This window comes from Labrys sp. E2SS-1L (assembly GCF_057073705.1).
In genome coordinates this window covers 4,403,655-4,416,538 of the sequence record NZ_CP172712.1, presented here as the reverse complement: position 1 = coordinate 4,416,538, position 12,884 = coordinate 4,403,655, and the positions used below count along the sequence as shown (strand labels likewise).

Below are 12,884 nucleotides of genomic sequence, written 5' to 3'. Positions count from 1 at the left end.
CGCAAGTTTCGTATACCGGGATCGCAAATGGCCGGTGACGAGGTCTGATTTTGGTCTCGGTTCGTTTACCTCTCCCGTGTAAAGAGCTCGGCTAATTCACGGCCGCAGGAAATTACCGGTACGGTAGGTGCGTGGCGCAAGCGGGCTTTGCTGCAGGATTAGAACAAGATGTCTGACTATTCTCGTCGTGGTTTTCTCTCCACTTTGGCCCTCGGGGCCGCTGCGACCGCCTTGGCGCGTCCGGCTGCCGCGCAGGATTATGGCCTCGGCCAGATGGAGATGAAGGAACGCTACGATTCCGTGGCCAGCCCCATCGGGCAGGCCAGCAGTTCCTCGCCCACTTTCTCGGCCTACACCTTGCAGGCCACGCAGAATGCGTTGCAGAAATATAGCGAAATCGCGGCCCAGGGCGGTTGGCCCCAGGTGACCGGCAAGGGCCGGCTCCAGCTTGGTTCGCGCAGCCCCGACGTCGTCTCGCTGCGCCAGCGCCTGATCGCCTCGGGCGATCTGGCGCCGTCGCTCGGCGGTTCGCCCGTCTTCGATTCCTATCTCGACGGTGCGGTGAAGCGCTTCCAGTCGCGCCATGGCATCCTGTCCAGCGGCGTCGTCGGCGATACCTCGCGCGCCGCCCTCGCCATTCCGATCGATGTCCGCATCAAGCAACTGCAGATGAACATCGTGCGCCTGCGCTCGATGGGCAATCTGGGCAGCCGCTACATCATGATGAACATTCCGGCGACCGAGCTGGAAGCGGTGAACAACGGCGCGGTCGAGCAGCGCCACTCCACGGTGATCGGCAAGCCGGACCGACCCTCGCCGATCCTGTCGACCGTGGTGCAGAACATCAATTTCAACCCCTATTGGACCGTGCCGCTCTCCATCATCAAGAAGGACCTGATCCCTCTGATGCAGAAGGAGCCGAGCTACCTGGCCGATCACCATATCCGCATCTTCAATCCGCAGGGCCAGGAGCTCACGCCCGAGCAGATCAACTGGAACACCGACGAAGCCACCAAGATGCGCTTCCGGCAGGAGCCGGGCTTCGGCAATTCGCTCGGCCAGGTGCGCATCAACATCGCCAACCAGTATGGCGTCTATATGCACGATACGCCCTACAAGTCGGTGTTCGGCTCGGACTACCGCTTCGATTCCTCGGGCTGTGCCCGTGTGCAGGACGTTCGTGAGCTGGTCGCCTGGATCCTGCAGGGTACCGAATATACTCGCGACCGCATCGATGAAGTGATCCGTTCGGGCGCCCAGACGACGGTGAACCCGACCGCCAAGGTGCCGGTGTTCTGGGCCTACATCACGGCCTGGGCGACGCCGGAAGGCCTGGTCGAGTTCCGCGACGACATCTACAACAAGGACGGATTCGCCTCGCTCTCCGTGGTCACCAAGGAAGAGCAGGGCTGATCGGGGCGCCGTCCCCTCCGACCTGAAAGAGATTGACAGCGCCGCAGCCTCGTCTGCGGCGTTGCTGCGTTTGGAGCCCGCCTTTCCAGCCTTGGCGCAACTTTGGTCGCTTGCAGACATGACTTTGCGGTGCAACTCCGTTATGTCGTCTGCCTCTTCTCCAACGAGGCCCTGCCACGATGAATGACGCTCGCTCCGCCGCCCTGTCGAACAGCTTCTTCGCCGCCGATCTGCATTCCGCCGATCCGGAGCTGGCGCGTACCATCGATCTCGAATTGGGCCGCCTGCGCGACCATATCGAGCTGATCGCGTCCGAGAACATCGTTTCGAAGGCGGTCCTGGAGGCTCAGGGCTCGATCATGACCAACAAATATGCGGAGGGCTATCCGGGCCGCCGCTATTATGGCGGTTGCGAATTCGTCGACATGGCCGAGAACCTGGCGATCGAGCGCGTCAAGAAGCTGTTCGGCTGCGCCTATGCCAATGTCCAGCCCAATTCCGGCAGCCAGGCCAATCAGGGCGTGTTCCTGGCGCTGATGAAGCCGGGCGACACCTTCATGGGCCTGAACCTCAATGCCGGCGGCCACCTCACCCATGGCTCGGCGGTCAACATGTCCGGCCGCTGGTTCAACGTGGTGCCCTACAATGTGCGTCCCGACGACCAGCGCGTCGACATGGACGAGGTCGAGCGCCTCGCCCATGAGCACAAGCCCAAGCTGATCATCGCCGGCGGCTCGGGCTATGCCCGCCATTGGGACTTCGCCCGCTTCCGTGAGATCGCCGATGCGGTCGGCGCCTATTTCTTCGTCGACATGGCCCATTTCGCCGGCCTGGTCGCCGGCGATGCGCATCCCTCGCCGTTCCCGCATGCGCATGTGGCGACCTCGACCACCCACAAGACCCTGCGCGGCCCGCGCGGCGGCATCATCCTCACCAATGACGAGGAGATCGCCAAGAAGGTGAATTCGGCCGTGTTCCCGGGCCTGCAGGGCGGACCGCTGATGCATGTCATCGCCGCCAAGGCCGTGGCTTTCGGCGAGGCGCTGCGCCCCGAGTTCAAGGCCTATGCAAGCCAAGTCGTCGAGAATGCCGCCGCCCTGGCCGCCAATCTCAAGAGCAACGGCTTCGACATCGTCACCGACGGCACCGACAACCATCTGATGCTGGTCGATCTGCGCCCCAAGAACCTCACCGGCAATTTCGCCGAGAAGGCGCTGGAGCGCGCCCACATCACCTGCAACAAGAACGGCATTCCCTATGATCCGCAGAAGCCGATGGTGACCTCGGGCATCCGCCTTGGGACGCCCGCCGCCACCTCGCGCGGCTTCGGCGTCGAGGAGTTCCAGGAAGTCGGCGATCTCATCACCGAGGCGCTGGAAGGCCTGGCCAAGAACGGCGCCGACAACAATGGCGCAGTCGAAGAAGCGGTACGCGTCAAGGTCAACAAGCTGACGGGCCGCTTCCCGATCTACTGATCGCTGCCGGGAGAGCGGATATCTCAGCCACATGTCTGCATGTTGCGACGTCCGCTTCTTGGAAACGCATCGCGTGCAGTATAGGAAGTGCGGACATCGCGACATGCGAGCACGTCGGATGTCCGCACTCCCAGGAATAATCCATGAAATGCCCCTATTGCGGTGCGCCCGACACGCAGGTGAAGGACAGCCGCCCCACCGATGACGGAACCTCGATCCGCCGCCGCCGCGTCTGTACGGACTGCGGGGGACGGTTCACGACCTTCGAACGCGTGCAATTGCGTGAACTGACGGTCGTCAAGCGTTCGGGCCGCAAGGTTGCGTTTGACCGCGACAAGCTCTCGCGCTCCATCACCACGGCACTGCGCAAGCGCCCGGTCGATGAGGAGCGCATTGAGCGGCTGGTCAACGGCCTGGTTCGGCAGATCGAGAGCCTGGGGGAAAGCGAGATCACCTCCGAGCAGATCGGCCGCATCGTCATGAAGGGGCTCAAGGCCCTCGACGATGTCGCCTATGTGCGCTTCGCCTCGGTCTATCGCAATTTCAGCGAGGCCAAGGACTTTACGGCTGTTCTCGATGAATTGAGCATCGAGGACGAGACGCGGGTGGACGAGGAGTGAGCTCTGCCGGTCCATGTGGGCGCGGCATTCCCGTGTCGCGCTTGCATGACGCATGCGGCAAGCCTATCTGCTGCTTCGAGCCCCCTTGCCGGTTTGATGCTTTCCCGTGACTTTCGCCATGCCTGTCTCCGCCATCGATGCCCTGCGGCGTGACGAACGCTTCATGCGGGCGGCTCTGGCGCTGGGCCGGCGGGGACTTGGCAATACCTGGCCAAACCCGGCCGTCGGCTGCGTGATCGTCCGCCGGGTCGGCGACGCCGATATCATCGTCGGCCGGGGCTGGACGCAGCCGGGTGGGCGGCCCCATGCGGAGACGCAGGCGCTGGCCGAGGCTGGAGCACTGGCCAAGGGGGCCACCGCCTATGTCACCCTCGAACCCTGCTCGCATTACGGGCGCACCGGCCCCTGCGCCGATGCCCTGGCGCGCGGCGGCGTTGCGCGTGTCGTCGGAGCGCTGCGCGATCCGGACCCGCGCGTGGGCGGGCGCGGCTTCGACATGCTGCGGCGCTATGGCCTCGAGGTTCGCGAGGGTGTGCTGGCGGACGAGGCCTTCCAGGCCCATGTCGGGCATATCACGCGCGTGACCTTCGGCCGGCCCGGAGTCACCGTGAAGATCGCGGTCTCCGCGGACGGCAAGCTCGCCGGTCCCGGCGGGCGCCCGGTTCGCATCACCGGCGAAGAGGCGAGTGCCCATGTGCACCTGATGCGGGCCCAGAGCGATGCGATCGCGGTCGGGATCGGCACAGTGCTCAAGGACGATCCGATGCTCACCGTGAGGTTGCCCGGCATAGCTGCCCAGTCGCCGGTGAGAATCATCTTCGATTCAAGGCTGCGGCTCCCGCTCTCCTCGCGGCTGGTCGAGACGGCACGCGAGGTGCCGGTATGGGTCATGGCTCGCGCCGACGCCCCCGTCGAACCGGAACGGGACCTGGTCGAGGCGGGGGTGGAGGTGATGCGGATCGGCTGCTCGGCCCTTTCGCCCAGCGGGGGAGCATCCCTCGATCTCGGCGAGGCCTTGCGCTTGCTCGGCACACGGGGCGTCACCCGCCTGCTGGTCGAAGCCGGCCCCCAGCTGGCTGCCGGCCTGGTCGAGGCCGATCTCGTCGAGGAGTTCGTGCAGTTCACCTCGCCCGAACCGATCGGGGAGGGGGTGACGGCCCTGACATCGCAGCTTCAGGCGAAAATTGACGGGCAATTGCCCAATCTGGCCGCTCGTATGGTCGGCCGTGATACCATGACCATTCAACGCAGGAACTGAGCCATGTTCACCGGCATCATCACCGACATTGGCGAGATCGTCGCGCTGGAGGACCACGGCTCCGCCAAGCGCATCACCATCGCCTGCTCCTATCCCGCCGACACCATGACGGTGGGCGCCTCCATGGCGGTGGCCGGTATCTGCTTTACCATGACCAGTCTGGCCCTGCGGCCGGGGGGCGACACGCTCTTCACCGTCGATGCCTCTTCCGAGACGATCGGGCGCACGACGCTCGGCGCCTGGCGCGTGGGGCATAAGCTCAATCTCGAGCGGGCGCTCCGGATCGGGGATGAACTCGGCGGACATATCGTCTCCGGCCATGTCGATGGGGTGGCGACGGTACTGGATCGCAAGGACCAGGACGGCACCTCGCAGTTCACCTTCCGCGTGCCTGCCGCCCTGTCGCGCTTCATCGCCCAGAAGGGATCCCTGGCGCTCGACGGCACTTCGCTGACCGTCAACAAAGTGGAGGGGCAGGATTTCGGCGTGATGATGATCCCTCATACCCTCTGCGTCACCACCTGGGGCAATGCCGAGGTGGGCGATACTGTTAACATCGAGATCGACACCATGGCGCGCTATGCCGCGCGGCTGGCGGATGTCGGGACCGAACGTTGGAGTGATCGCGCCGGAGGCTGAGACAGGCCGCGCCCCGCCATGCTTCGCGGTCACATCCCTCCTGCTCAAAACCGGCTTTCCCTTTTCGACACGATGCTCTAGGAACGCCGTCAATCCAACAGCATTCAGGCGGCGCGTGTAGAGCCTGCCTTTCCTCTGAGACGAGAATTCCCATGGCCGGTCCCAGGCGTGTTTCCAGTTCCTCCGCCCCTTCCTTCGAAAATACCGAGTCCGGCTTCGGCGGTCCGCTACCGCCGCATATCCTGATCGTCGAAGCCCGGTATTACGAAGAGATCGCCGACGGGCTGCTCACCGGCGCGACCGGCGCCATCAAGGCGGCTGGCGGCAGCTTCGACGTGCTCACCGTGCCGGGTGCTCTTGAAATCCCCTCGGCCATCGTGATGGCTCTCGACGCCGCGGTACAGCGCGGCCGTGCCTATGATGCGGCAATCGCCCTGGGCTGTGTGATCCGCGGCGAGACCACCCATTACGACATCGTCGCCGGCGAGAGTTCGCGCGCCCTGATGGACATCTCGGTGCAGCGCGCCTTGCCGCTCGGCAACGGCATCCTCACCGTCGAGAATGACGAGCAGGCCCGGGTTCGCGCCAGCATTTCGGAAATGAATAAGGGTGGCGGCGCCGCCGATGCCGCCCTGCACATGGTTGCCCTGAAACGTCGCCTGCATGGGGTCGAGGCATGAGCCGCGCCCAGAAACGTTCTGCTGCCCGCCTTGCCAGCGTGCAGGCGCTCTACCAGATGGACATCCGCGGCACCAATGTCGTCGAGGTGCTGGCCGAATTCGAGAACCACTGGATCGGCCAGGAGATCGACGGCGTGGAATATTCGCCGGCCGAAGAGAGCTTCTTCCGCGACATCGTCGGCGGGGTCGTGCGCGAGCAGCGCAGCATCGATCCCAAGGTCGACCAGGCGCTGGCCGATGGCTGGCCGCTCAAGAGGGTGGATGCCATCCTGCGCGCCATCCTGCGTGCCGGCGTCTATGAATTGCTGCATCGCAAGGACATCCCGCCGAAGGTGACGATCTCCGAATATGTCAGCGTCGCGCATGCCTTCCTCGATCGCGAGGAGGCCGGCATGGTCAACGCCGTGCTCGACAAGATCGCCAAGGCCGAACGCAACGACCATCTCCAGGCTTCCTGAGCATCAGTCCTCGCATGGCGCGGCTCACCGAAGACCAGTTGATCAGCCGCTTCTTCGCCCCGCTCGCGGCCCATCCCGGTGCGCGCGGGCTGACGGACGACGCTGCGACGCTGAGTGTGCCGCCTGGCGAGCATCTGGTGGTCACCACCGATGCGCTTGTCGCCGACATTCATTTCCTCGCCGACGATGATCCCGATCTCATCGCGCGCAAGGCCTTGCGCGTGAACCTGTCCGACCTTGCCGCCAAGGGCGCGCGGCCGCATGCCTATACGCTCTGCCTTGCCCTGCCGCCGGGTTGGCGTGAGGACTGGCTGCAGCGCTTCGCCGAGGGCCTGGCGGTCGACGGCAAGGAATTCGCCTTTGCTCTGCTGGGCGGCGATACGGTCAAGACCACGGGGCCGTTGACGATCGCCGTCAACGCCTTCGGCCTGGTGCCCTCCGATCGCATTCCGCGCCGCGACGGCGCGCAGCCTCGCGACATCCTCTATGTCAGCGGATCCATCGGCGACGGAGCTCTGGGTCTGCTGGCACGTCGCGGCGCGGCTGCCTTGGTCGGGCTTGCAGAGGTGGAGCGCGATCACCTGGCCAGGCGCTACCTCCTGCCACAGCCGCGCACGGCGCTGGCGCCGGCGGTGCTCGCCCACGCCTCGGCCTCGATGGATATTTCCGATGGCCTCGTCGGCGATCTCGCCAAGCTGCTGAGGGCTTCCGGTGCGTCGGCCGATGTCGAACGCGATGCCGTGCCGCTTTCGCCAGCCGCGCAGGCAGCCTGCAAGCTTGACGCGACGTTGCTGGAAACGGCCCTAACGGGAGGGGACGACTACGAGATCCTCTGCGCCGTGCCTTCCGGGCAACGCGCCGCTTTCGAAGCGGCAGCGCGGAAGTCCGGGGTACCAGTCAGCCCGATCGGCGTGGTGACATCGGGTCATCATGTTCCGAGATGGTTCGACAGTGAGGGCAACGACGTCCGGTTCGCCCGAGGCAGTTTCAGTCATTTTTGAGGGGCTGTCCCTCTCCCGATTCGGGAGAGGGAGCCGCAGGCGTTGTGTTCCGCCTTGTTGTCGTGCGCTTCGCCCGACCGTTATCAACCGCGACGCCGATGCTCCCCTCTCCCAGGTTCGGAGAGGGGTCGGGGGTGAGGGCAACTACCCCCACTCTCATCGATGCCCTTATTTCCCTGCCAAGGCCTTGGCCAGATCTTCCGGCAGGGTCAGGCGATAGGCCAGCACCAGCGTGTCGTTGGTGAGGCCGGCGTCGTAGCTCTGACCCTTCATCACGCCTTTCCTGGTGAGGAAGTCATTGTCGTTGCCGACGAACAGGAAGGCATCGTTTGGCGCAGCCGGGTCGAGGGCGGGCACCAGCGTCATGGCTTCCCATTTTTCCGACAGGGTGAGATCGTTGGACTTGGCATTGTCGATGTTGAGGCCGAACTTGCCGAGCTGGGTGGCGTTCAACAGGTTGACCAGCACCTGGGAGCGGGCCGGGGTGATGGCGGGATCGAGGACATTGCGGTCGTCCTTGGCGGGCGCGATCGGCTTGGTGCCGGTTTCATAGTCCGTGCCGGCCAGATTGGTGGCGCCGCTGGTGTCGACCACCAGGATGGCCTTGAACATCTCCGGATTCTTGCAGTCGCAGCCATGGCCGGCGCCGTCGCGGGCGAGCAGAAGGAAGCGGTGGTCGTCGAGCGCCACCATCTCGCTTTGTGCGGCCGTGCTGTCGATCTTGCCGTCGCCTTTCTTGGAATAGACCGGCAGTTCGATCGCGTAGACGGCCTTGGGGGTCTTGGGCAGCGGGTCCGAGGCGACGTCATAGACGTAGATCCGCGTGGTGGCACGGTTCGCCTGGTTCTTGCCGGCCGAGCTGTCCTGCAGCGCACCGCTTTGCAGCACGGCGTAGAGGGTCTTGCCATCCGGCGTCAGCGAGATCGCTTCCAGGCCCTGATTGTTGCGCCGGCCGGTGTCGGGCGCTTCCATCGAGGTGAAGTTGATCTTGCCCTTCTTGGTGGGAACCAGGGCCGGGCCGGGCGGGATGAGGCCCTTCAGCTTGCCGTCCGGTCCGAACAGATAGACGGCGGCAGCATATTCATCGCCGACATAGAAGCTGCCATCGGAACGATAGGCGATCGACTCGGCGTCGAAGGAGAGGGAGCCGGCGCCAAGCGCTCCGGCCGGCGGTACGGGCAGGGTATAGCCGTTCATTTCGACGGTGTTGTCGGCGGGATCGGCCCCCGTCGTCGGCTTGCCGTCGAGGCCGGTGAGGAAGACGCCCTTGCCGTCGAGCGGCTTCAGTTCGATCTGCGACTGCGAGGTGACGGCGGTAGGCAGGGCAGGGCCGGAATAGGGCGTGAAGGCGAAGTCGAAGGCGAGGACGCGGCCCTGATAGTCAAAGAACAGGCCCTTGTCGGGATTGTTGTAGCCGCGGTCCGGCAGGGAGCGGAGCTGGCCCTTATAGCCGGTGGCGGTCTTGCTCCAGCTCTTGGGATCGATCGCCATGGAGGAGAAGGAGCCGAGCGTGTCGCCCTTTTCGTCCTTGAGGTCGGCACTCAGCCGGCCGACGCCGACCAGGCCATGATTGACGAAGCTGCCGCCGGCGAAATCGATCTTCTCTTCGCCCGGGGCGGAAGAAACGAAGGGCTCCTTGATGGCAAGGGGCTCGGCCATTGCCAGCGTCGGCAGAACCGGGAGGGTGGTGAGAAGGATGGTGCGAAGAAGGCGCATGGAAATCTCGCTCGGTGGCCAGAACACAGACGCGCCTCAGCGAAAACGCGTCTTTGCTCCCGGTCATTGTTGTTTCGACGTGTCTTCGCAATTTTCAGCAATATGGCCGAATTGCGAAACGCTTCAGCGTGGACTTCCTTGGCAAGAGCCGATGACAGAGGCGTGACAGTTTTCCGGCGGGTGACGCACCAAGAGGATCTTCGAAAGAACTTGCCGCGAACGCACGGCGTCGGTTGCGCTGCCCGTATGATTTTGGCAGCATCGCGGCAATCCGGACAATCAGACGGCTCCGGTGGGAGGATTCGCCGCACCTGCAATATCCTGACCTTCGATACGAAGGGCAGGGGTCGTTCGTTCGTGCGATTTGTTCAGTGGCTTGTGCGAGTAAAGAACAAGGAACATTTAGTCCATGCTTTCTCTGTGGGTCATTATTGCGTGCGGGGCGCTTTCCCTCGTTTACGGAATCTGGGCATTCCAGTCGGTGATGGCGCAGCCCGCCGGCAACGCCCGGATGCAGGAAATCGCCGGTTTCGTGCGTGAAGGCGCACAGGCTTACCTCAGGCGCCAATACGTCACCATTTCCGGCGTCGGCATCATCATCTTCGCGCTGGTCGCTTATTTCCTCTCGATCCCGAGCGCCATCGGCTTTCTGATCGGCGCAGTGCTTTCGGGCCTTGCCGGCTTCATCGGCATGAACATGTCGGTGAGAGCCAATGTCCGCACGGCACAAGCTGCGATGAACTCGCTGGGGCAGGGGCTCGAAGTCGCCTTCAAGGCCGGTGCTGTCACCGGCATGCTGGTGGCCGGTCTCGCTTTGCTTGGCGTCGCCGTCTACTACTATGTGCTGACCGGCCCGATGCAGCTCTCCTTCGCCGATCCCAAGCAGGCGCGCGAGATCATCGATTCGCTGGTGGCTCTGGGCTTCGGCGCCTCGCTGATCTCGATCTTCGCCCGTCTGGGCGGCGGCATCTTCACCAAGGGCGCCGACGTCGGCGGTGATCTCGTCGGCAAGGTCGAGGCCGGCATTCCCGAGGACGACCCACGCAACCCTGCCACCATCGCCGACAATGTCGGCGACAATGTCGGTGACTGCGCCGGCATGGCCGCCGACCTGTTCGAGACCTACGCGGTCACCGTGGTCGCCACCATGGTGCTCGCGGCGATCCTGTTCGCCGGAACGCCGGTGCTCTCCAACGTGCTGCTCTATCCGCTCGGCATCGGCGCGGCGTGCATCGTCACCTCGATCGTCGGCACCTTCTTCGTCAAGCTCGGCGCCAACCAGTCGATCATGGGCGCGCTCTACAAGGGCTTCATCGCTTCGGCCGTGCTTTCGGTGGCGGGCCTGGCCGTCGCCACGCATTTCCTGATCGGCTGGGGCTCGATCGGCACCATTGGCGGCCATGACGTCACCGGCACCTCCCTGTTCGCCTGCGGCATTGTCGGCCTGGTGGTGACCGGCCTGATCGTCTGGATCACCGAGTACTATACGGGCATCGGCTACCGGCCGGTGCGCGAGATCTCGCAGGCTTCCGTCACCGGTCACGGCACCAACGTCATCCAGGGCCTCGCGGTCTCGCTGGAAGCGACGGCACTGCCCACCATCGTGATCGTCGCCGGTATCGTCGCCACCTACACGCTTGCCGGCCTGTTCGGCACGGCGATCGCCGTGACGACCATGCTGGGCCTCGCCGGCATGGTGGTGGCGCTCGACGCCTTCGGCCCGGTCACCGACAATGCCGGTGGCATTGCCGAAATGGCCGGCCTGCCCAAGGAAGTCCGCAAGTCGACGGATGCGCTCGACGCCGTCGGCAACACCACCAAGGCCGTCACCAAGGGTTATGCCATCGGCTCGGCCGGCCTCGGGGCGCTGGTGCTGTTCGCGGCCTATACCTCGGACCTTGCCTATTTCTCCTCGAATTCGGCCCAGTATCCCTACTTCGCCGGGGTGCAGCCGAACTTCTCGCTGGCCAATCCCTTCGTGGTCGTCGGCCTGCTGCTCGGCGGCCTCATTCCCTATCTCTTCGGCGGCATCGCCATGACCGCCGTGGGCAAGGCCGCTTCGGCCATCGTCGAGGAGGTCCGGCGCCAGTTCCGCGAGAAGCCCGGCATCATGCAGGGCACCGACAAGCCGGATTACGGCAAGGCGGTGGACCTGCTGACCCGCGCTGCCATCAAGGAGATGCTGATCCCCTCGCTGCTGCCGGTGTTGTCGCCGATCGTGATCTATTTCCTGGTGCTGTGGATCACCGGCTCGAAGTCGGATGCCTTCGCCGCCGTCGGCGCCATGCTGCTCGGCGTGATCGTCACGGGCCTGTTCGTCGCCATCTCGATGACGGCGGGCGGCGGCGCCTGGGACAATGCCAAGAAGTCGTTCGAGGACGGTTTCATCGACGCCAACGGCACCAAGCACCTCAAGGGCTCCGAAGCCCATAAGGCCTCGGTGACCGGTGACACGGTCGGCGATCCCTACAAGGATACGGCAGGCCCCGCCGTCAACCCGGCGATCAAGATCACCAACATTGTCGCGCTGCTGCTGCTGGCCATCCTGGCCCATCACTGAGCTTTCGCGATAGTCTATGGCGGGTGAGGGAGGGCAATGCCCTCCCTCTTTCGTTTTGAAACAGGCCGGCACCACGGCCGCGATGGTTCTGACCGATGATCGAGACGCGCCTCCTGCACCAGTTCGTCGTCCTCGCCGAGGAACTGCATTTCCATCGCGCGGCCGAGCGCCTGCATATGGCCCAGCCGCCGCTCAGCCAGGCCGTGCGCAAGCTCGAGGAGAAGGTCGGCGCCCGCCTGTTCACGCGCAGCAATCGTCATGTCGCCTTGACCGATGCCGGGGCCGCGTTTCTGGAGACGGCGAAAGCCTGCCTGGCAACCCTGGAGCAGGGAGCCCTGCGCGCACGCCGGATCGAGGCGGGACTGGCGGGCCGGCTTGCCATCACCTTTGTCGGCACGGCCCGCCGCGATCTGGTTCCGCTGGCACTGCGAACCTTCCGCTCCCGTTTCCCGGAGGTGGAACTGGTTCTGCGCGAGGCGACCACGGCCAAGCAGATCGAGGCCCTGCGAGGCAAACAGGCCGATATCGGCTTCATGCGCTGGCCGGGCGTACCGGCAGCCGATATTCGCTTCGAGCGGATCGAGCGTGAGCCGGTCCTGGCGGCCTTACCCGACGATCATCCCCTCGCAGCCGGTACAGCGATAAGGCTCGAGCAACTGGCCGGGGAGGATTTCATCATGACTCCTCGCGACGAGGGAGTGAGCTTCCATGACCAGTTGATCGCCCTATGCCGCCATGCAGGCTTCGAACCGCGCATCACCCAGGAGGCCTGCGAGATGCAGACCGTCGTCGGCCTGGTGGCAGGCGGCCTCGGGGTGGCGCTGGTGCCGGCCTCGGCCACCCAGGAGAACCGCAAGGGCGTGGCCTTTTGCCCGATCGTCACCACCGCACCGGATGAATTGAGCCACATGGACATGGTTCTCGGCTGGCGCGCCGATATCGCCTCGCCGATCCGCGACAGCTTCATCGAAATCGTCAGCCGGTTGAGCACGTTTGATATGTGATAGCTATCAATCGATTATCTATAATATATTTTACAATGATCGCTGGGTGATCAAAATCGC

General features: G+C 64.5%; 11 protein-coding genes. 10 read left to right on the top strand and 1 reads right to left on the bottom strand.

Annotation, left to right across the window (positions count from 1 at the left end):
• Nucleotides 1-168: 168 nt before the first annotated feature.
• The 8 genes from ACIGJE_RS20630 (at nucleotide 169) to thiL (ending at nucleotide 7,544) form a co-directional block, all read left to right on the top strand.
• Nucleotides 169-1,413 carry a L,D-transpeptidase family protein gene (locus ACIGJE_RS20630; RefSeq protein WP_483678632.1) on the top strand — a complete coding sequence of 415 codons (1,245 nt, stop codon included), beginning with the start codon at nucleotides 169-171 and terminating at the stop codon, nucleotides 1,411-1,413.
• A gap of 179 nt (nucleotides 1,414-1,592) precedes the next feature.
• The gene (glyA, locus tag ACIGJE_RS20625; protein ID WP_311935489.1) at nucleotides 1,593-2,888 is read left to right on the top strand and encodes a serine hydroxymethyltransferase; all 1,296 of its coding nucleotides are present in this window, start codon (nucleotides 1,593-1,595) and stop codon (nucleotides 2,886-2,888) included.
• A 143-nt stretch (nucleotides 2,889-3,031) separates the two neighbouring features.
• Nucleotides 3,032-3,508, top strand: coding sequence for a transcriptional regulator NrdR (nrdR, locus tag ACIGJE_RS20620; protein WP_311935487.1), 477 nt, complete (start codon nucleotides 3,032-3,034; stop codon nucleotides 3,506-3,508).
• A gap of 118 nt (nucleotides 3,509-3,626) precedes the next feature.
• Complete coding sequence (gene ribD, locus ACIGJE_RS20615) at nucleotides 3,627-4,766, top strand: bifunctional diaminohydroxyphosphoribosylaminopyrimidine deaminase/5-amino-6-(5-phosphoribosylamino)uracil reductase RibD (protein WP_415081600.1); 1,140 nt, start codon at nucleotides 3,627-3,629, stop codon at nucleotides 4,764-4,766.
• A gap of 3 nt (nucleotides 4,767-4,769) precedes the next feature.
• Nucleotides 4,770-5,405 carry a riboflavin synthase gene (locus ACIGJE_RS20610; RefSeq protein WP_415081602.1) on the top strand — a complete coding sequence of 212 codons (636 nt, stop codon included), beginning with the start codon at nucleotides 4,770-4,772 and terminating at the stop codon, nucleotides 5,403-5,405.
• A gap of 152 nt (nucleotides 5,406-5,557) precedes the next feature.
• Nucleotides 5,558-6,085, top strand: coding sequence for a 6,7-dimethyl-8-ribityllumazine synthase (locus ACIGJE_RS20605; RefSeq protein WP_082980224.1), 528 nt, complete (start codon nucleotides 5,558-5,560; stop codon nucleotides 6,083-6,085).
• Nucleotides 6,082-6,543: a transcription antitermination factor NusB gene (gene nusB / locus ACIGJE_RS20600; protein ID WP_367623179.1), complete on the top strand. Its 462-nt coding sequence runs from the start codon at nucleotides 6,082-6,084 to the stop codon at nucleotides 6,541-6,543. The genes ACIGJE_RS20605 and nusB overlap by 4 nt, the downstream gene beginning before the upstream one ends.
• Before the next feature lie 14 nt (nucleotides 6,544-6,557).
• Nucleotides 6,558-7,544, top strand: a complete 987-nt coding sequence (gene thiL / locus ACIGJE_RS20595) for a thiamine-phosphate kinase (RefSeq protein ID WP_415081605.1) — start codon at nucleotides 6,558-6,560, stop codon at nucleotides 7,542-7,544.
• Nucleotides 7,545-7,712: 168 nt separating this feature from the next.
• Here the strand turns inward: thiL and ACIGJE_RS20590 are convergent, their stop codons facing one another.
• On the bottom strand, nucleotides 7,713-9,260 hold the full coding sequence (locus ACIGJE_RS20590; protein WP_483678631.1) for an esterase-like activity of phytase family protein: 1,548 nt from the start codon (nucleotides 9,258-9,260) through the stop codon (nucleotides 7,713-7,715).
• 409 nt (nucleotides 9,261-9,669) lie between these two features.
• Here ACIGJE_RS20590 and ACIGJE_RS20585 point away from each other — a divergent pair, with 409 nt between their 5' ends.
• Nucleotides 9,670-11,820 carry a sodium-translocating pyrophosphatase gene (locus ACIGJE_RS20585; protein ID WP_311935473.1) on the top strand — a complete coding sequence of 717 codons (2,151 nt, stop codon included), beginning with the start codon at nucleotides 9,670-9,672 and terminating at the stop codon, nucleotides 11,818-11,820.
• 95 nt (nucleotides 11,821-11,915) lie between these two features.
• A complete protein-coding gene (locus ACIGJE_RS20580; RefSeq protein WP_394308129.1) occupies nucleotides 11,916-12,824 on the top strand; it encodes a LysR family transcriptional regulator in 909 nt (302 codons plus the stop codon).
• The last annotated feature ends 60 nt before the right edge of the window (nucleotides 12,825-12,884 follow it).